Origin of the sequence: Streptococcus sp. LMAG:39, from assembly GCF_008680485.1 — a bacterium.
Classification (GTDB): Bacteria; Bacillota; Bacilli; order Lactobacillales; family Streptococcaceae; genus Streptococcus; species Streptococcus pasteurianus.
The window spans coordinates 934,339-953,929 of sequence record NZ_NALE01000001.1 but is presented as its reverse complement, the minus strand read 5'-3'; the positions used below and the strand labels follow the sequence as shown (position 1 = coordinate 953,929).

Sequence of the window (19,591 nt, the reverse complement as noted above, 5' to 3'; positions counted from 1 at the left end):
TTTCCTTTATAATGTTATTGGAGGGAATAATGATTTATGAAATATTTTAAATTTACAATTAACAGGAGAGATTATAAATTGGCTATTGACGATATCCTTTTTATTCAAGTCTCTAAAGAAAAAATTCATATGGTCAAGGTGGTAACCGCCGATAAGGAATATCACATTTATCATCAATTAAAAGATATTGAAAGAGAATATCATCAGTTCCTTAGGTGTCACCGTGATACTTTGGTAAATAGGGATACAATACGGATAATGGATAGAGAGCAGCGACTTTTATATGTTGGAGATGAAAAGCGACCTGTACATTATGCACGAAGTAAAGGAAGTCAACTAAAAGAAATCATCTCAAATGACTGATTTTTAGAGGAGATTTATGTTAGATATTTATGTACTAGAGGATAATATCATACAGCAATTTCGTATGGAACGCGAGATTGCGACCATTATGGCAAAAAATAATTGGGACTATCAGAGAATAGAGGTGTTTAGTTCCGCAAATGAGATTATAGCTAAGGCAACTGAAAAAGGAGAGCATCAAATTTTCTTTCTTGATTTAGAAATCAGAGACGACGAAAAACAAGGAATTGATGTCGCTAAAGCCATTCGTGAACAAGATGCAACGGCTATCATTGTTTTTGTAACAACCCATTCAGAATTTATGCTGCTGACTTACCAAGCGTTAGTAGGGGCGATTGATTTTATTGATAAGAACCTGAATGACCAAGCATTTAGTGAACGCATAGAGTTGTGCCTAAAGGAAGCCATGAAACATCAAAATGATAATTTCGGCGAAAATTCCTTTTTGTTTGAAACTCCTAAAGCACGTGTGCGCGTTCTATATAGTGACATTCTTTATTTCGAAACATCTCCTGCCGTGCACCGTGTGATTTTGCATACGAGAAATGAAAGAGTGGAATTTTATGCGACGATTGCAGAGATTGCTAAATCAGATAAACGTCTTTTCAAGTGTCACCGTTCTTTTATCATTAATGTGGATAATGTGGTCAGATTTGATAAAGCGATACGAAGTGTTTATTTCGAAACTGGGGACTCTTGCTTAGTTTCGAGGGATAAAATAAAACCTCTATTGAATGAGATGAGGTGAGAAGCTAATGAGTGATTATCTAAGTGAACTAGCTTACTATCCTGTGATTATGTTGATTTACTCTAATGTTAGAGGAGAAAAACTGAAATTGTGGGAAATAGTAACGATAGCTGTTGCTTTCTTCGTCATTGATTTTACATGGTTTTATACTATTATCGGTCGTATTTTAATATTGATGTTTCTATCTTATTTGAGAGATAAAACCTTGCCCTTTTCTCTATACGTATTTTATGGGAGTTTCACTTGGGTCATTGAGAGTATTATCATTAGGATGATTAGTTTTTTTATTCTTCCAATATTTCATCTCAATTATATTGACTTGAGTAAAAGTGATGGGTTGTTTGCTATTGTAGAAACTTTAGTAGTAATCATATATTTCTTAATGGTAAAACTTTCTAAAATTGATTTTCAAACTTTCATTATGCTGAGCGAGGTGAAGAAACTAAGAAAAATTTTAATCTTTACTGATATAACTATGGTATTTTATTATATAGCTATAGAATTCTTGACAGGGGTTGAATTTCAAGGAGGAGTTCCAACTTTACTTTATCGCCAATGGTTGGTGGTTCTCTATTTCACTTTCTTCATTTTAATGCTGTTTTATATGAATCGCTCTTATCAAAATTGGCTTGAGAAAGAAGTATCGTTAGCGCGAAAACAAGAACTGCATTCTTTGTCGGTATATAGCAAGCAAATCGAAGGCTTATATGAGGAACTAAGAGCTTTTCGTCATGATTATGCTAATATCTTAGCGAGTTTAAAAGAGGGAATCGACCAAAATGATATGAGTATGGTGAGGAATATTTATAATGCTGTTTTAGAGGATTCTGGAAAGTTTATTCAGCATAATCGCTTCAATATTGGACGATTGACTAATATTGATAATGATGCGATAAAAAGCCTTTTATCAGCTAAATTTTTAGAAGCGGAATCTCATCATATTGAGGTAGAATTAGAAGTTAAAGATAAAATTGGAACTCCAGATATTCCTTTGTTAGATTATGTGCGGCTCGTCTCCATTTTATGTGACAATGCGATTGAAGCGGCTATTGAAGCTGAAAAGCCTGCCATGATTATTGCTTGTTTCTATCAAGGGGATGACTATTTACTAATTATAGATAACACCACAAAAGAAGAGCGAGTTCCTGTGGAATTGATTTACCAGAAGAATTATTCAAGTAAGGGCTTTGGACGAGGTGTTGGTCTTAAAACGGTTAACCAGATGTTGAAAAAGTATCCAAATATGTCGGTACAAACATCAAGCAAGAATTATCATTTCAGACAAACAATACGAATCAAAAAATCATTCGACTGAAATAGTCGAATGATTTTTGGTTTAAGTTTGTTTTTTAGGCTTGTTGTTAAAGTTTTTCAACCAATCAAAAGGTCCAACAATTAAGAAATCCTTATTCTTTCCACCAATCGTTTTCTCTAATTCAGATTGATCTAACTCTTTAAACATTTTTTCTGTCATCATTTTTATAAACCTCCTTAGTAATTAATTGTAGCAGAAAAGTTCTTAAAAGCTTTTTCTAAGTCATAAAACGTCGTTTTTAGGTCGTAAACGGTATTAAAAAAGTCCAAATTATCATTTTTATGTCATTTTAAAATCACAAGATGTCAAAGTCAGTCGTGAACGGCAAGTATTAGAAAATAACCATTCGCGACTGAAAAACAACGTTTTGCGACTTGAGTGTTCGTTATGAATTGAAAAGGAGTATAATGTAGGCGTATTATAGGAAATATAAGTGAAAGCAGGTGATTGTCATGTCAGTGGCATCAGTAAAACAATTGATTAAAAAGATTGTTTTTCCAACCTATACGCATGAAAAAATCTATGTTATCGACCAGACAAATCTGACAAAGGAGTTGCAGTTTTCGACGACGTTGAAACCTTTGGAGAAATGGTACATCACAACGGGAAATCATTGGCTTTGTCATTCTGAGCTGACTTTGGATGACTTTCAAAAAAAATTCATTCAACAAGCTCAAGTTTCTACTGACGAAGCTCAAAAGTTAGAATTTACGACGGATTACCTGCCATTTTCTGAAATATTGGGGTTATAGGGAGTATTTATGATAAAAACATTATTTTCACAGTATAAAACAGCGGTTTTGGTTATTGGCATCATTTGTTATTAACCGTTTATTCGCAGATTTAAAAATGATTTACATGTTTGGACGCGATTTTGGTCGTAGTCTTGTCAATGCTTTATTGCCTTAGAAGGAGACATTATGACAAAATTAGTAAAAGAAAAGTTGTTAAATGAGATTTATGACCTTGTCTTGTCTGTTGACATCAAAGATGAAGAACGTCAAGCATTACTAACTTTCAAAAATGCGGTAGAAGCAGGTCAGGATTTTGATAGAGCTGTGATGTCTTTGGCATCTGATTTACGTCGAATCGGTGTTGCAAATATTGCCAAGAAAACAAAAATGAGCGCATCGGTGAACACTTTTTATCAAAAAATCGCGACATATGGAGAATTTGAAAAAAATCTCGGACGTGGTCTTATGGCTATGGGTGTCGTGGGCGGTGGTCATTGATAACTTTAGTATAAAAAAATAATAGAAAACATCATCACGACACTTGGGAAAGCTTGTCAATACAGCAATTATCAAACGATGATTGTAAGTATTTATTTTCAAAATTGTTACTGCTGTGCCAAAAAGACGGGCAAGTCATAAAAAACTCTTAATTGATAATTTTGACCTTTCACGACTATTTTTGGTCATTTCATGACATTAAATGAAATTATCACTCAAAAAGGATTATAGTAATTAGTGGTTATTAAATAACTTTCTGATGTGAGGGAATCGTGGAGAGATGTGAAAAATTTTTCTTGGACAGCTTGCCAAGTGTTCTTGATGATTTAGACTTTCAGGGAGAAAAGATGAAAAAAATAGTTAAAAATCCAATATTAAATAGCTTGATAATAGGAATGGGAGCTGGTGTTGTAGCGGCTTTGCTCGGTACTCGCTTTCTGCCATATTACGTAGTCGCTTTACTCATTGTCACCTTTATTCGTAGCGTTTCTTTTGACTAACTAATATTACCTAACAGCGAGCTAATAAGCAGGTATTTGGAGGGAGATTTATGCCGAATTTAAAGTGGTTTTCTGGGGGAAAAGAAAGAAGAGACGAAGCATTAATCATCATTGATGAGTTGCTAGCAACTCTTGATAACAATATGAAAATCAATCCGTTACGACAATTATTGCAATCTTATCATGAAGAATTAAAAAATAGTGGGACGTCAACGCCCTATATTTTAAGTCGTTTAAATGTTAATTTATCAACTGTTTTGGTGGAAAATGCTATTCACCCAACAAGGAAACAATCAGCAAAATTAAAAAAGCTAAGAGCACTTCAAAACATCAGAATACCGTTTATCAAAAATGCTATTCAAGCAAAGGTGATAATCGTAGTATTGGCTTAGCAACAGTTATTGAATTTCATCAAGAATATGGCAAGCTACCCATTGAAACAAGCAGCTCAAATCACCTCTTTAGATAAATTTTGAAAATTGATGCATTAGAAACACTATGTTTTTTCTGATAATTTAACAAAAAACTTGCATCATCTTTGAAGGTATATACTTTGTTTGAATACACGATAAACAAATTCCGAATGAAAAGAGGTATTTTATGTTAGAAGTTTTAGCTGGTATTGCTTGTTTATTGTTAGCTGGTTATCAATTATTTACAGCTTACAAATTGTTTGACAACAGAAAAAAACATGGTAACAAAAATACGTCACCATTTCTTTTGAATAGTTTGTGGAGTGGAGCTCTTATAGGTATTATCCTACTATCAGTAGGTACTGGTCTTATTGTTAATATTTTTTAAAAAATTGTGTTATTCAATGCTCAATAGGGCATTTTTAAAACCTTAACGTTTAAAAATGAGAAAGTCAACTTCTGTTGAAGTTGGCTTTATTTGTTATTGTAAGGAAAGGACGGGATTTGAACCCGCGTGTGAATAACATCCACTTGCCAGATTTCGAGTCTGGTGCCGTACCAAGCTGAGCCACCTTTCCAAATGTCGTATTTAAGCGTTGTTTGATGTCAAATGATAATGTTGCTCAAAATACCATGCGGAAAAAGGGAGTTGAACCCTCACGCCCATACTGGGCACATGCGCCTGAAGCATGCGTGTCTGCCGTTCCACCATTTCCGCAAAAGACAAAGTCATTATACGACTTTTAATCAAAAAAGACAAACATAAGAAATCTTTTGAGCTAGGTACTGAATAAAAGGGCATTTTTTGCTATAATGAGACTATCAATTATAAAAAGGAAGTACATTTGCAAGGTAGAATTATCAAGTCTCTAGCAGGTTTTTACTATGTTGAATCTGACGGAGTCATTTATCAGACACGTGCGCGTGGTAATTTTAGAAAAAAAGGTCAAACACCTTATGTTGGCGATTTTGTTGAATTTTCAGCAGATGACCATTCAGAGGGCTACATTTTAGCGATTCATGACCGAAAGAATAGTTTGGTTCGACCACCGATTGTCAACATTGACCAAGCGGTTGTCATCATGTCAGCCAAAGAACCAGACTTTAATGCCAATTTGTTGGATCGTTTTTTGGTCTTATTAGAGCATAAGGCGATAGAACCGATTGTTTATATTTCAAAAATGGATTTAGTGACAACTCCTGATGAGATAAGGACAATTCAAAGACAATATCAAGAAATCGGTTATCAATTTTGCACGTCTTTGGAAGAATTGTTTCCGCTATTGACCGACAAAGTGACTGTTTTCATGGGGCAAACAGGTGTTGGTAAATCAACATTGTTAAATAAAATTGCTCCAGAACTCAAGTTAGAAACAGGTGAAATTTCGGATAGTCTTGGACGTGGTCGCCATACCACTCGTGCAGTTAGTTTTTACAATGTTAATGGTGGGAAAATAGCAGATACGCCAGGATTTTCATCGCTTGATTATGAAATTACGAATGCCGAAGATCTCAACGAAGCTTTTCCAGAGCTGAGGCACTTTAGTCATTACTGCAAATTCCGTTCCTGTACGCATACGCATGAGCCATCATGTGCGGTTAAGGAAGCCTTGGAATCAGGCGACCTTTGGCAGTCACGGTATGATAATTATCTCCAATTTCTCAGTGAAATTGAAAACCGTCGTGAAACGTATAAGAAAGTTATAAAAAGAAAGTAGGTACTTATGTCAAACAATAAAATCGCACCATCAATTTTAGCAGCTGATTATGCAAATTTCGCTTCAGAATTAAAACGTATCGAAGAAACAAGTGCAGAATATGTTCATATCGACATTATGGATGGGCAATTTGTACCAAATATCAGTTTTGGTGCAGATGTCGTGGCTAGCATGCGTAAACACAGCAAACTCGTTTTTGATTGTCACCTTATGGTGGTTAATCCAGAACGTTATGTTGACGCATTTGCGCAAGCTGGTGCAGATATTATGACAATTCATGCGGAGTCAACTCTTCATATTCATGGTGCTTTGCAAAAAATTAAAGCAGCAGGCATGAAAGCAGGTGTTGTTATCAACCCAGGAACACCAGTTTCAGCTATTGAATCTGTCTTGAGTTTGGTTGACCAAGTGCTTATCATGACAGTCAACCCAGGATTTGGTGGACAAGCCTTCATTCCTGAAACGCTTGAAAAAGTGGCAAAAGTTGCTCAACTCCGCGATGAAAAAGGCTATGATTTTGACATCGAAGTTGACGGTGGCGTTGATAATAAGACTATCAAAGCTTGTTATGATGCTGGAGCGAATGTCTTTGTTGCTGGTTCATATCTCTTCAAAGCAAGTGATTTAGCTGCACAAGTAGAAACATTGCGTGTGGCGTTAGATGACTAAGATAGCTGTCTTTACTGGCGGTCGTTTGTCAGGTTTTTCGACTGATTTTGAGCTTTTTGTCGGTGTTGACCGTGGTAGTCTTTTCCTATTAAAAAATCAATTACCTTTAGATTTGGCAGTGGGAGATTTTGATTCTGTCAGCAAAGAAGAATTACAAATGATTCAAGAAAAAGCTGGCGATTTCATCAAGGCTGCTCCAGAAAAAGACGACACGGATACAGAGTTAGCCCTAAAGGCGATTTTCTCAAAATACCCACAAGCACAAGTGACGATTTTCGGCGCTTTTGGCGGTCGTATTGACCACATGATGTCTAATCTTTTTCTACCAAGCGACCCAGAATTAGCACCCTTCATGCGTCAGATAACCCTACGTGATGAGCAAAATACCGTGCAGTTTTATCCTGCAGGTTCTAATCAAGTTTTGCCAGAAAAAGAAATGATTTACGTTTCCTTTATGGCTGATGGTGACGCTGATTTGACCATTAAAGGTGCCAAATACGAGCTTGACGCCAGTAATTTTTTCAAGAAAAAAATCTATTCAAGCAATGAATTTCTTGACCAACCAATTACAGTTAACTTAAAATCAGACTATCTTATCGTTATTCAAAGTAAGGATAGGTAAAATGTTAATTATTACATTATTATTAGGACTTCTTAGTGTCGTTTTGTTAATTTATCTTTTGCTGAAAATGGCAAAGCTGACAGAAGATGTTTCACAAAAAATGGACGACAACGCTGATAATTTATCTGACCAAGTCTCATATCAGCTTGATTTAGCGCAAAAAGACCAAGTTTTAGCGTTGAATAATCAGATAAATCGTTTGCAAAATGATTTATACACACAATTAAATGATATTCGCGATGTTCTTCATCAAAGTTTGAATGAAAATCGTGATCGTTCTGACCAGCGTTTAGAAATCATCAACCGCAATTTGACAAATTCTGTCAAAGAAATGCAAGAATCAAACGAAAAACGTTTGGAAGAAATGCGTCAAACAGTTGAAGAAAAACTCGAACAAACCTTGCAAAATCGTTTGAAAGCCTCATTTGAGACAGTTTCTAAGCAACTAGAGTCTGTCAATCAAGGCTTGGGTGAGATGAAAAATGTCGCACAAGATGTTGGTACCTTAAACAAAGTGCTTTCAAATACTAAGACACGTGGCATTCTTGGTGAGTTACAACTGGGGCAAATTATCGAAGATATTATGACGACTAACCAATACGAACGAGAATTTCCGACCATTTCAGGCTCTAGTGAGCGTGTTGAATACGCCATAAAGCTTCCAGGAACAGATGATGATGGCTATGTTTATTTGCCAATTGATTCGAAATTCCCATTGGAAGATTACTATCGCTTGGAAGATGCTTACGAAAGTGGTGACAAAGAACAAGTTGAGCTTTACCGCAAGTCGCTTCTTAACAGCATCAAACGCTTTGCTAAAGATATTAATAAAAAATACCTCAATCCACCTGAGACAACTAATTTTGGAATTATGTTTTTACCAACAGAAGGTTTGTATTCAGAAGTGGTTCGTAATGCTAGTTTCTTTGATAGCTTGCGACGTGATGAAAATATTGTCGTAGCAGGACCGTCAACCTTATCAGCTCTATTAAATTCGCTTGCTGTCGGCTTCAAAACTCTCAATATTCAGAAAAATGCAAACGATATTAGCAAAGTTTTAGGAAATGTTAAGGTAGAATTTGAAAAATTTGGCAATATGTTGGTTAAAGCTCAAAAACAAATCAATACCGCTAATAATACTTTGGATAGTCTCATTTACACAAGGACAAATGCGATTATTCGAGCTTTAAATACTGTTGAATCTTATCAAGACCAAGCAACGGCAAGTTTACTTAACCTCCCACCACTAGAAGATGAGGAAAATCATGAAAATTAATCAAATGAAAAAAGATGAACTCTTTGAAGGGTTCTACTTAATAAAATCCGCAGAGATTCGTAAGACGAGAGCGGGCAAGGATTATATTGCCTTTACTTTCCAAGATGATACTGGTGAAATTTCTGGTAATCTTTGGGATGCTCAACCCTATAATGTTGAAGAATTTGTCGCTGGCAAAGTAGTATACATGAAAGGTCGTCGTGAGGTCTATAATGGAACACCTCAAGTCAATCAAATTACCCTTCGTAATCCACGTGAGGGTGAGCCAAACGACCCAAGTGACTTCCGAGAAAAATCACCAGTCGACGTTGTTGATGTCAAAGATTATCTTGAGCAAATGATGTTCAAAATTGAAAATGCTGTTTGGCAACGTGTTGTTCGTGCGCTTTATCGCAAATACGACAAGGAATTTTTCACTTATCCTGCAGCTAAGACAAATCACCATGCTTTTGAATCTGGATTAGCCTATCATACAGCAACCATGGTGCGTTTAGCGGATGCAATTGGTGATATCTATCCACAACTCAACAAAAGTTTGCTTTACGCTGGTATCATGCTTCATGACTTGGCGAAAGTTATTGAGTTAACTGGTCCGGACAATACCGAATACACTGTACGTGGCAATTTAATCGGTCACATTGCTTTGATTGATGAAGAAATCACAAAAGTTCTCACAGAATTAAACATTGATGACACCAAAGAAGATGTTATCATTTTACGCCATGTTATCCTAAGTCATCATGGCTTGCTTGAATACGGCAGCCCAGTTCGTCCACGTGTGATGGAAGCAGAGATTATTCATATTATTGATAATATCGACGCCGAAATGATGATGATGACAACGGCATTGAGTCGTATTGACGAGGGCGAAATGACAAATCGTATTTTTGCAATGGATAATCGTTCATTCTATAAACCAAAATTATAAGAGGCAATAAGAAGTAGAATATTTTAACATTACTCACTCGAAGACCTCTTTACATTAGGGAAAAGCACAAAAAAATGGACATTTTTTATTAAAATGTTCGTTTTTTTCACCTTCTTATGATATAATGACAAAAAACAGATATGAAAATGGAGAAATTATGAAATTACGACGTAGTGAACGCATGGTTGTCATCTCCAACTATTTGATTAACAACCCCTATAAATTGACAAGTTTAAACACATTTGCTGAAAAATATGAAGCAGCAAAATCTTCAATCTCTGAAGATATCGCCATTATCAAAAAAGCTTTTGAAGAATCAGGAATCGGCGAAATTGAAACAGTTACAGGGGCGAGCGGAGGTGTCATTTTTACACCAGGAATCTCTGATGAAGAAGCTAAAGCAGTCATCGAAGAATTACGTGACCGCCTTTCAGAAAGCAATCGTATTCTTCCTGGAGGTTATATCTACTTATCAGATTTATTAAGTACCCCTAAAATTTTACAAAGTGTTGGACGTATCATTGCTAATGCTTTCAAGGGAAATAAAATTGATGCGGTTATGACAGTAGCAACCAAAGGTGTGCCTTTGGCAAATGCCGTTGCAAATATCTTGAATGTTCCATTTGTCATCGTTCGACGTGACCTTAAAATTACGGAAGGTTCAACCGTTTCTGTCAATTATGCAAGTGGCTCAAGTGACCGTATTGAAAAGATGTTCTTGTCTAAACGCAGCTTGAAACCGAATAGTCGTGTCTTGATTGTTGACGACTTCCTTAAAGGTGGGGGAACGATTTCTGGTATGGTCAGTCTCTTGAAGGAATTCGATAGTACTCTTGTAGGTGTCGCAGTCTTTGCTGAAAATGCCCAAGAAAAACGTGACCGAATGACTTACAAATCACTTCTAAAAGTTTCAGAAATTGATGTTAAAAACAACCATGTCAAAGTAGAAATTGGTAATATTTTCGATTAAGAGAGGGAGTTCCCCTTTTTCTTTAAAAGTTATATTGTTCAAGAACGTTTAATCTTTTTTGGGACTATAACGAATTTAGTAGCTACCAAAAATTTTATAAAAGCTATAAAATACGACTAAATCATTTGACAGACGGTGAAAGTTATGTTATCATAATGAACGGTACTTTTTACTTTTGGTCTCTCCAGAGTGTACAGAGACGTGCTGACAAATGTTGCAAAGTACACATTTTAGATAAGGACTGTCACCAAGTACCTTATCAACCAAAATAAAAAATCTTACAGGAGAAAAGTAGATGCCTACAATCAACCAGTTGGTACGTAAACCACGTAAATCTAAAGTTGAAAAATCTAAATCACCAGCACTTAACGTTGGTTACAACAGCCACAAAAAAGTTCAAACTAACGTATCTTCACCACAAAAACGTGGTGTTGCAACTCGTGTTGGAACAATGACACCTAAAAAACCTAACTCAGCCCTTCGTAAATTTGCTCGTGTACGTTTGAGCAACCTTATTGAAGTTACTGCATACATCCCAGGTATCGGACACAACCTTCAAGAACACAGTGTTGTTCTTATCCGTGGTGGACGTGTAAAAGACCTTCCAGGGGTACGTTACCACATCGTTCGTGGTGCACTTGATACTGCAGGTGTTGCTGATCGTAAACAAAGCCGTTCTAAATACGGTGCTAAACGTCCTAAAGGATAATAGAAGGGGGATAAGAAAAAATGAGTCGTAAAAATAGAGCGCCTAAACGCGAAGTATTGCCAGATCCATTGTACAATTCACAACTTGTAACACGTCTTATCAACCGTGTTATGCTTGATGGTAAACGTGGTACAGCTGCATCAATCGTTTATGATGCATTTGAACAAATCAAAGAAGCTACTGGAAACGATGCACTTGAAGTATTCGAAACAGCTATGGAAAATATCATGCCTGTTCTTGAAGTACGTGCTCGTCGTGTTGGTGGTTCTAACTACCAAGTCCCAGTTGAAGTTCGTCCAGAACGTCGTACAACTCTTGGACTTCGTTGGTTGGTAACTGCATCACGTGCTCGTGGTGAACACACTATGAAAGATCGTCTTGCAAAAGAAATCTTGGATGCTGCTAACAACACTGGTGCTTCAGTTAAAAAACGCGAAGACACACACCGTATGGCAGAAGCAAACCGTGCATTCGCACACTTCCGCTGGTAATCTGCGATATACAGATACAAAGCTTCGAATACAATTAAAGCTTTTTACTACGGGTGTTCAGGCTGTGTTTAGTAAGTGTTTTGCTTACTGACATGTATCAAATTTAATAAAGCATGTTTAGAACGGGTAGGTCCTGCCTATCCGTTCTAAAAGTATGCTATAATAGAGTAGTAAATTAAATTTATAATAGGAGAAAAAAATGGCTCGCGAATTTTCACTTGAAAAAACTCGTAACATTGGTATCATGGCTCACGTCGATGCTGGTAAAACAACAACAACTGAGCGTATTCTTTACTATACTGGTAAAATCCATAAAATCGGTGAAACACACGAAGGTGCTTCACAAATGGACTGGATGGAACAAGAGCAAGAACGTGGTATCACAATCACATCTGCCGCTACAACTGCACAATGGAAAGACTACCGTGTAAACATTATCGACACACCAGGGCACGTGGACTTCACAATTGAAGTACAACGTTCTCTTCGTGTTCTTGATGGTGCGGTAACAGTTCTTGACTCACAATCAGGTGTAGAACCTCAAACTGAAACAGTTTGGCGCCAAGCTACTGAATACGGTGTTCCTCGTATCGTATTCTCAAACAAAATGGACAAAATCGGTGCTGATTTCCTTTACTCAGTAAGCACACTTCACGATCGTCTTCAAGCTAACGCTCACCCAATTCAATTGCCAATCGGTTCTGAAGATAGCTTCAACGGCATCATTGACTTGGTTAAAATGAAAGCTGAAATCTATACTAATGACCTTGGTACAGATATTCTTGAAGAAGATATTCCAGCTGAATACGTAGATCAAGCTAACGAATATCGTGAAAAATTGATCGAAGCAGTTGCTGAAACTGATGAAGAATTGATGATGAAATATCTTGAAGGTGAAGAAATCACTGAAGCTGAATTGAAAGCTGCTATCCGTAAAGCAACTATCAACGTTGAATTCTTCCCAGTTCTTTGTGGTTCTGCTTTCAAAAACAAAGGTGTTCAAATGATGCTTGATGCAGTTATTGACTACCTTCCAAGTCCACTTGACATCCCTGCAATCAAGGGTGTTAACCCAGATACAGACGAAGAAGAAGAACGTCCAGCATCAGATGAAGAGCCATTTGCAGCTCTTGCATTCAAGATCATGACTGACCCATTCGTAGGTCGTTTGACATTCTTCCGTGTTTACTCAGGTGTATTGGACAGTGGTTCTTACGTTCTTAATACATCTAAAGGTAAACGTGAACGTATCGGACGTATTCTTCAAATGCACGCCAACCACCGTAACGAAATCGAAACAGTTTACGCTGGTGATATCGCTGCTGCCGTTGGTTTGAAAGACACTACAACTGGGGACTCATTGACAGATGAAAAAGCTAAAGTCATCCTTGAATCAATTGAAGTTCCAGAACCAGTTATCCAATTGATGGTTGAACCTAAATCTAAAGCTGACCAAGATAAAATGGGTATCGCTCTTCAAAAACTTGCTGAAGAAGACCCAACGTTCCGTGTTGAAACTAACGTTGAAACTGGTGAAACAGTTATCTCTGGTATGGGTGAACTTCACCTTGACGTCCTTGTTGACCGTATGAAACGTGAATTCAAAGTTGAAGCAAACGTAGGTGCTCCACAAGTATCGTACCGTGAAACATTCCGTCAAGCTACTCAAGCACGTGGATTCTTCAAACGCCAATCTGGTGGTAAAGGTCAGTTTGGTGATGTTTGGATTGAATTTACGCCAAATGAAGAAGGTAAAGGATTCGAATTTGAAAATGCTATCGTCGGCGGTGTCGTTCCTCGTGAATTTATCCCTGCAGTAGAAAAAGGTCTTCAAGAATCTATGGCTAACGGTGTTCTTGCTGGTTATCCAATGGTTGACGTTAAAGCTAAACTTTATGATGGTTCATACCACGATGTCGATTCATCTGAAACAGCCTTCAAGATTGCTGCATCACTTGCACTTAAAGAAGCTGCTAAAACTGCACACCCAGTTATTCTTGAACCAATGATGCTTGTTACAATCACAGCTCCAGAAGAAAACCTTGGTGACGTTATGGGGCACGTTACAGCTCGTCGTGGACGTGTTGATGGTATGGAAGCTCATGGTAACAGCCAAATCGTTCGTGCCTTTGTTCCACTTGCTGAAATGTTCGGTTATGCAACAATTCTTCGTTCTGCAACTCAAGGACGCGGTACATTTATGATGGTATTTGACCACTATGAAGACGTTCCTAAATCAGTACAAGAAGAAATCATCAAGAAGAATTCTGGTGAATAATTCCTGATAGAAAGGATGCTCAAAAGAGCATCCTTTTTTATTATGAAAACGGTAATAATATTTGCAATTTTGGTGAAATAGTTATATAATACTAACGTTGAAAGGTTGATTTGTGCCTACGTAAGTTAATCTTTTCACAATTGTCTAAAAGGGAAACCTTTTAAAATAAAAATTTTTTTGATTTTCATAAGGAGGAAATCACTAATGGTAGTTAAAGTTGGTATTAACGGTTTCGGTCGTATCGGTCGTCTTGCATTCCGTCGTATCCAAAACGTTGAAGGTGTTGAAGTAGCTCGTATTAACGACCTTACTGACCCAGCTATGCTTGCACACTTGTTGAAATACGATACAACTCAAGGTCGTTTCGACGGTGACGTTGTTGTTAAAGATGGTGGTTTTGAAGTTAACGGTCAATTCGTTAAAGTTTCTGCAGAACGTGACCCAGAACAAATCGACTGGGCTAACGATGGTGTAGAAATCGTTCTTGAAGCAACTGGTTTCTTTGCAACTAAAGCTGCTGCTGAAAAACACTTGCACGAAGGTGGAGCTAAAAAAGTTGTTATCACAGCTCCTGGTGGATCAGATGTTAAAACAATCGTATTTAACACTAACCACGAAATTCTTGATGGTACTGAAACAGTTATCTCAGCTGGTTCATGTACAACAAACTGTCTTGCGCCAATGGCTGATGCTTTGAACAAATCATTCGGTCTTAAAGTTGGTACAATGACTACAGTTCACGGTTACACTGGTGACCAAATGACTCTTGACGCACCACACCGTAAAGGTGACTTCCGCCGCGCACGTGCTGCTGCTGAAAACATCGTTCCTAACTCAACTGGTGCTGCTAAAGCTATCGGTCTTGTTATCCCAGAATTGAACGGTAAACTTCAAGGTCATGCTCAACGTGTACCAGTTCCAACTGGATCACTTACTGAACTTGTTTCAGTTCTTGACAAAAAAGTAACTGCTGAAGAAGTTAACGCTGCTATGCAAGCTGCTGCAACTGAATCATTCGGTTACAATACTGACCCAATCGTTTCACGCGATATCGTAGGTATCTCATTCGGTTCATTGTTTGACGCAACTCAAACAGAAGTAACCGAAGCAACTGACGGTACTCAATTGGTTAAAACTGTTGCATGGTACGACAACGAAATGTCTTACACTTCACAACTTGTTCGTACTCTTGAATACTTCGCAAAAATTGCTAAATAATCAATGAGTTAGCTGAAGAAGAGAGGATTCATTCCTCTCTTTTTTTATATATTGTAAAATGATACAGAAATTCACACATTTCCTCGTTTAGTAGTGGCTGGCGTACAAAATGTACTGATTTTGCTATCTCTTTTACAGGTTTTGTGATATAATTAGCATGTATAAAAAATAATAAGGAGTCCTATCAAATGGCTAAATTGACTGTTAAAGACGTTGATTTGAAAGGCAAAAAAGTTCTTGTCCGTGTTGACTTTAACGTGCCTTTGAAAGATGGCGTTATCACTAACGACAACCGTATTTCTGCGGCTCTTCCAACAATCAAGTACATCATCGAACAAGGTGGTCGTGCAATTCTTTTCTCTCACCTTGGACGTGTTAAAGAAGAAGCTGATAAAGAAGGTAAATCTCTTGCTCCAGTAGCAGCTGATTTGGCAGCTAAACTTGGTCAAGAAGTTGTCTTCCCAGGTGTTACACGTGGTGCTGAACTTGAAGAAGCTATCAACAACCTTAAAGACGGTGAAGTTCTTCTTGTTGAAAACACTCGTTTTGAAGATGTTGACGGTAAAAAAGAATCTAAAAACGATCCAGAACTTGGTAAATACTGGGCTTCACTTGGTGACGGAATCTTCGTTAACGATGCATTTGGTACTGCACACCGTGCACACGCATCTAACGTAGGTATCTCTGCAAACGTTGAAAAAGCTGTTGCAGGTTTCCTTCTTGAAAACGAAATTGCATACATCCAAGAAGCTGTTGAAAAACCAGTTCGTCCATTTATCGCAATCCTTGGTGGTTCAAAAGTTTCAGATAAAATCGGTGTTATCGAAAACTTGTTGAAAAAAGCTGATAAAGTCCTTATCGGTGGTGGTATGACTTACACATTCCTTAAAGCACAAGGTATCGAAATTGGTAATTCACTTGTCGAAGAAGACAAACTTGATGTTGCTAAAGAACTTTTGGCTAAAGCTGACGGTAAATTAATCTTGCCAGTTGACTCAAAAGAAGCTAACGCTTTTGCTGACTATACTGAAGTTAAAGATACTGAAGGTGCAGCAGTAGATGCTGGATTCCTTGGTCTTGATATCGGTCCAAAATCTATCACTAAATTTGACGAAGAATTGACTGGTGCTAAAACAGTTGTTTGGAATGGGCCTATGGGTGTGTTCGAAAATCCTGATTTCCAAGCTGGTACAATTGGTGTAATGGATGCTATCGTTAAACAACCAGGCGTTAAATCAATCATTGGTGGTGGTGACTCAGCTGCCGCAGCTATCAACCTTGGTCGTGCTGACAAATTCTCATGGATTTCTACTGGTGGTGGAGCTTCTATGGAACTTCTTGAAGGTAAAGTACTTCCAGGTCTTGCAGCACTTACTGATAAATAATAATTTCTTCGTTGAGAAGATTTAAAGAGGACGGTGTTACCGTCCTTTTTTGTGTATAAAATCCGTAAATGGGAAGAAAATATTTTATTGCATGAAAGTGGTACTATTATTTTGGTTTTTGGAATGCAAGTGAGAGATATTTTGTGGTAAACGCATTCATATCAGTAGAACGTTCGCAAATCAATTTGAAAATATGTTAAAATAAAGAAAATGTAAATTGGTTGTGAGTTATGAATTATTTAAAAAATCTTTTATCGAATTATAAGTTTGACCCGAGTAAATTTAAATTGGGCATGCGCACCTTTAAGACTGGTTTAGCTGTTTTTTTGGTTTTATTAATTTTCCATTTATTTGGATGGGAAGGGCTGCAGATAGGAACGCTGACAGCTGTTTTCAGTTTACGTGAAAGTTTGGACAAGAGCGTTCATTTTGGCTTCTCACGTGTGGTTGGAAATAGTGTTGGTGGTTTGCTATCTCTGCTCTTCTTTTTTATCAATCAGTTTTTCCATAATCAGTTTTGGGTAACGTTGATTTTTGTTCCAATTTTTACCATGTTAGGAATTATGATTAATGTTTCAATTAATAACAAAGCAGGAATCATTGGTGGAACATCGGCACTTTTGATTATTACTCTATCAATTCCTGCTGGTGATACCATTTTATATGTATTTGCTAGGGTATTTGAAACATTTTGCGGGGTCTTTGTAGCTATTCTTGTTAATTCTGATGTTGATAAGATTAAGGGACTTTTACGCCAAAAACACTAAAAATTTTTCATTTATGTTATATTTTCTTACATAAGGGGTTGACGGTTTAGAATTTTCAGACTATAATAAGTGTCGGAAGGAGGTCATCATGAAAGAAAAAGAACTCAGACGTTCAATGGCGGTATTTCCTATTGGAACAGTAATGAAATTGACGGATTTAACAGCACGCCAGATTCGTTATTATGAAGATCAGGGTTTAATTACCCCAGAAAGGACGTCGGGAAATCGTCGTATGTATTCGTTAAATGATATGGATCGATTGCTCGAAATTAAAGATTTTCTTGATGAGGGGCTTAATATTGCGGCTATTAAGCGTGAATATGCGGAGCGACAAGATAAAGCACATCAGAAACAAAAATCTTTAACTGATGCTGATGTTCGTCGTATCTTACAAGATGAACTCCGTAACCAAGGTCGTTTTTCGGCCCCATCACAGTACATTGGCAACTGGCGCATCTAAAAACACGCGCCGCTCGGTTATTTCGGTTTTAAAAAGGAGACCTTAATTCATGACTATTACAGCAGCTGACATTCGTCGCGAAGTCAAAGAAAAAAATGTAACTTTTTTGCGTTTAATGTTCTCAGATATCGCTGGGACATTGAAAAATGTGGAAATTCCAGCAACTGATGAACAACTTAACAAAGTATTGGCAAACAAAGCAATGTTTGACGGTTCTTCAATCGAAGGTTTTGTTCGTATCAACGAATCTGATATGTTCTTACATCCAGACCTTGATACTTGGACAGTGTTCCCTTGGGGGAGTGAAAATGGTGCTGTTGCAGGTTTAATCTGTGACATCTATACTGCTGAAGGAGAACCATTTGCAGGTGACCCACGTGGAAACTTGAAACGTGCTCTTCGTCATATGGAAAAAGTTGGTTTCAAATCATTTAATCTTGGTCCAGAGCCAGAATTCTTCTTATTCAAATTGGATGAAAAAGGTGAAGCAACTCTTGAAGTAAACGACCGTGGTGGTTACTTCGACCTTGCACCAACTGACCTTGCAGATAACACTCGTCGTGAAATTGTTAATGTTTTGACTGAAATGGGGTTTGAAGTTGAAGCTAGTCACCACGAAGTGGCTGTTGGCCAACATGAAATTGACTTTAAATACGCTGATGTTTTGAAAGCTTGTGATAACATTCAAATTTTCAAACTTGTTGTTAAAACAATTGCTCGTAAACATGGTCTTTACGCTACATTCATGGCTAAGCCTAAATTTGGTATCAACGGTTCAGGTATGCACTGTAACATGTCATTGTTCGATTACGATGGCAATAATGCCTTCTACGATACTGAAGATCCAAAAGGTATGCAATTGTCAGAAACAGCATATTATTTCCTTGGCGGTTTGATGAAGCATGCTTATAACTACACTGCAATCATGAACCCAACTGTAAACTCATACAAACGTTTGGTTCCTGGTTATGAAGCACCAGTTTACATTGCATGGGCTGGACGCAACCGTTCACCACTTATCCGCGTTCCTGCATCACGTGGTATGGGAACCCGTTTGGAACTTCGTTCTGTTGACCCAACTGCTAACCCATATCTTGCACTTGCTGTCCTGCTTGAAGCAGGTCTTGACGGTATTGAAAACAAAATTGAAGCTCCAGCTCCAGTTGAATCAAATATCTATGTCATGACTGAAGGAGAACGTAAAGAAGCAGGTATCCGTGACCTTCCTTCTACTTTGCACAATGCTGTTAAAGCTTTACAAGAAGATGAAGTTGTCAAAGCAGCGCTTGGTGAACATATCTTTGTAAACTTTGTGGAAGCTAAGAAAATTGAATGGTCAAGCTATGCGGCCTTTGTTTCGCAATGGGAAGTTGATAACTATCTAGACTTATACTAAGAAGTAGTGAAGGAGACAGCTTCTGGCTGTCTTTTTTTTACCCCAAATTACCACATTTGTAATTAGAAAGTTCAAATAAGAACTATTCTAATCTAACATAAAGTGGTATAATTTAAAGTAAATATTCTGAATA

General features: G+C 37.4%; 23 protein-coding genes and 2 tRNA genes. 22 read left to right on the top strand and 3 right to left on the bottom strand.

What is annotated here, in order from left to right; all coding sequences use genetic code 11:
* The first annotated feature begins 78 nt into the window (after window positions 1-78).
* From CCC20_RS04655 to CCC20_RS04645, 3 genes are read left to right on the top strand one after another with little or no spacing between them, the layout of a single operon-like run.
* Entirely contained in the window at window positions 79-363 is a 285-nt protein-coding gene (locus CCC20_RS04655) for a LytTR family DNA-binding domain-containing protein (protein WP_003066573.1), read from the top strand.
* A 16-nt stretch (window positions 364-379) separates the two neighbouring features.
* Complete coding sequence (locus CCC20_RS04650) at window positions 380-1,111, top strand: response regulator transcription factor (protein WP_058692509.1); 732 nt, start codon at window positions 380-382, stop codon at window positions 1,109-1,111.
* Between the two features lie 7 nt (window positions 1,112-1,118).
* Window positions 1,119-2,426, top strand: coding sequence for a sensor histidine kinase (locus tag CCC20_RS04645; protein WP_270619824.1), 1,308 nt, complete (start codon window positions 1,119-1,121; stop codon window positions 2,424-2,426).
* Window positions 2,427-2,447: 21 nt separating this feature from the next.
* Here CCC20_RS04645 and CCC20_RS04640 read toward each other — a convergent pair whose 3' ends face one another.
* Window positions 2,448-2,588 carry a competence protein gene (locus CCC20_RS04640; RefSeq protein ID WP_195990863.1) on the bottom strand — a complete coding sequence of 47 codons (141 nt, stop codon included), beginning with the start codon at window positions 2,586-2,588 and terminating at the stop codon, window positions 2,448-2,450.
* Window positions 2,589-2,878: 290 nt separating this feature from the next.
* On the opposite strand from CCC20_RS04640, the gene CCC20_RS04635 reads away from it, so the two are divergent.
* The 5 genes from CCC20_RS04635 to CCC20_RS04615 all read left to right on the top strand — a co-directional run bounded on the left by CCC20_RS04635 (window position 2,879) and on the right by CCC20_RS04615 (window position 4,959).
* Window positions 2,879-3,178 carry a DUF3884 family protein gene (locus CCC20_RS04635; protein ID WP_195990865.1) on the top strand — a complete coding sequence of 100 codons (300 nt, stop codon included), beginning with the start codon at window positions 2,879-2,881 and terminating at the stop codon, window positions 3,176-3,178.
* Between the two features lie 168 nt (window positions 3,179-3,346).
* A complete protein-coding gene (locus CCC20_RS04630; RefSeq protein ID WP_048791097.1) occupies window positions 3,347-3,658 on the top strand; it encodes a bacteriocin immunity family protein in 312 nt (103 codons plus the stop codon).
* A 272-nt stretch (window positions 3,659-3,930) separates the two neighbouring features.
* Entirely contained in the window at window positions 3,931-4,158 is a 228-nt protein-coding gene (locus CCC20_RS04625) for a hypothetical protein (protein ID WP_048791098.1), read from the top strand.
* A gap of 50 nt (window positions 4,159-4,208) precedes the next feature.
* Window positions 4,209-4,550: a bacteriocin immunity family protein gene (locus CCC20_RS04620; protein WP_195990867.1), complete on the top strand. Its 342-nt coding sequence runs from the start codon at window positions 4,209-4,211 to the stop codon at window positions 4,548-4,550.
* 208 nt (window positions 4,551-4,758) lie between these two features.
* Window positions 4,759-4,959 carry a hypothetical protein gene (locus CCC20_RS04615; protein WP_058692506.1) on the top strand — a complete coding sequence of 67 codons (201 nt, stop codon included), beginning with the start codon at window positions 4,759-4,761 and terminating at the stop codon, window positions 4,957-4,959.
* 101 nt (window positions 4,960-5,060) lie between these two features.
* Here CCC20_RS04615 and CCC20_RS04610 read toward each other — a convergent pair.
* A tRNA-Ser gene (locus CCC20_RS04610) sits at window positions 5,061-5,149 on the bottom strand.
* Between the two features lie 56 nt (window positions 5,150-5,205).
* Window positions 5,206-5,289: transfer RNA gene (locus CCC20_RS04605), tRNA-Leu, on the bottom strand.
* 127 nt (window positions 5,290-5,416) lie between these two features.
* On the opposite strand from CCC20_RS04605, the gene rsgA reads away from it, so the two are divergent.
* The 14 genes from rsgA (at window position 5,417) to glnA (ending at window position 19,458) form a co-directional block, all read left to right on the top strand.
* Window positions 5,417-6,289, top strand: a complete 873-nt coding sequence (gene rsgA, locus CCC20_RS04600) for a ribosome small subunit-dependent GTPase A (RefSeq protein ID WP_058692505.1) — start codon at window positions 5,417-5,419, stop codon at window positions 6,287-6,289.
* A gap of 6 nt (window positions 6,290-6,295) precedes the next feature.
* Window positions 6,296-6,958 carry a ribulose-phosphate 3-epimerase gene (rpe, locus tag CCC20_RS04595; protein WP_003066548.1) on the top strand — a complete coding sequence of 221 codons (663 nt, stop codon included), beginning with the start codon at window positions 6,296-6,298 and terminating at the stop codon, window positions 6,956-6,958.
* Window positions 6,951-7,580, top strand: coding sequence for a thiamine diphosphokinase (locus CCC20_RS04590; protein WP_013852267.1), 630 nt, complete (start codon window positions 6,951-6,953; stop codon window positions 7,578-7,580). The genes rpe and CCC20_RS04590 overlap by 8 nt, the downstream gene beginning before the upstream one ends.
* Window position 7,581: 1 nt before the next feature.
* Window positions 7,582-8,856 (top strand): DNA recombination protein RmuC, encoded by a 1,275-nt coding sequence (locus tag CCC20_RS04585; RefSeq protein WP_270619827.1) that lies wholly within the window; start codon window positions 7,582-7,584, stop codon window positions 8,854-8,856.
* Window positions 8,846-9,784 carry a 3'-5' exoribonuclease YhaM family protein gene (locus CCC20_RS04580; protein ID WP_013852265.1) on the top strand — a complete coding sequence of 313 codons (939 nt, stop codon included), beginning with the start codon at window positions 8,846-8,848 and terminating at the stop codon, window positions 9,782-9,784. Before CCC20_RS04585 ends, CCC20_RS04580 begins: the two co-directional genes overlap by 11 nt.
* Before the next feature lie 157 nt (window positions 9,785-9,941).
* Window positions 9,942-10,754, top strand: coding sequence for a pur operon repressor (gene purR / locus CCC20_RS04575; RefSeq protein ID WP_012962508.1), 813 nt, complete (start codon window positions 9,942-9,944; stop codon window positions 10,752-10,754).
* A gap of 295 nt (window positions 10,755-11,049) precedes the next feature.
* Window positions 11,050-11,463, top strand: coding sequence for a 30S ribosomal protein S12 (gene rpsL / locus CCC20_RS04570; protein WP_003066537.1), 414 nt, complete (start codon window positions 11,050-11,052; stop codon window positions 11,461-11,463).
* A 20-nt stretch (window positions 11,464-11,483) separates the two neighbouring features.
* Window positions 11,484-11,954 (top strand): 30S ribosomal protein S7, encoded by a 471-nt coding sequence (gene rpsG / locus CCC20_RS04565; protein ID WP_003066535.1) that lies wholly within the window; start codon window positions 11,484-11,486, stop codon window positions 11,952-11,954.
* Window positions 11,955-12,153: 199 nt separating this feature from the next.
* Complete coding sequence (gene fusA / locus CCC20_RS04560) at window positions 12,154-14,232, top strand: elongation factor G (RefSeq protein WP_003066533.1); 2,079 nt, start codon at window positions 12,154-12,156, stop codon at window positions 14,230-14,232.
* Window positions 14,233-14,436: 204 nt separating this feature from the next.
* Window positions 14,437-15,450, top strand: coding sequence for a type I glyceraldehyde-3-phosphate dehydrogenase (gene gap, locus CCC20_RS04555; RefSeq protein ID WP_003066531.1), 1,014 nt, complete (start codon window positions 14,437-14,439; stop codon window positions 15,448-15,450).
* Window positions 15,451-15,638: 188 nt separating this feature from the next.
* A complete protein-coding gene (locus CCC20_RS04550; RefSeq protein ID WP_003066528.1) occupies window positions 15,639-16,835 on the top strand; it encodes a phosphoglycerate kinase in 1,197 nt (398 codons plus the stop codon).
* Between the two features lie 230 nt (window positions 16,836-17,065).
* The gene (locus tag CCC20_RS04545; RefSeq protein ID WP_240207945.1) at window positions 17,066-17,602 is read left to right on the top strand and encodes an FUSC family protein; all 537 of its coding nucleotides are present in this window, start codon (window positions 17,066-17,068) and stop codon (window positions 17,600-17,602) included.
* A gap of 88 nt (window positions 17,603-17,690) precedes the next feature.
* Window positions 17,691-18,062 (top strand): MerR family transcriptional regulator, encoded by a 372-nt coding sequence (locus tag CCC20_RS04540; protein ID WP_003066523.1) that lies wholly within the window; start codon window positions 17,691-17,693, stop codon window positions 18,060-18,062.
* A gap of 49 nt (window positions 18,063-18,111) precedes the next feature.
* Window positions 18,112-19,458, top strand: coding sequence for a type I glutamate--ammonia ligase (glnA, locus tag CCC20_RS04535; RefSeq protein WP_003066522.1), 1,347 nt, complete (start codon window positions 18,112-18,114; stop codon window positions 19,456-19,458).
* Window positions 19,459-19,591 lie beyond the last annotated feature (133 nt).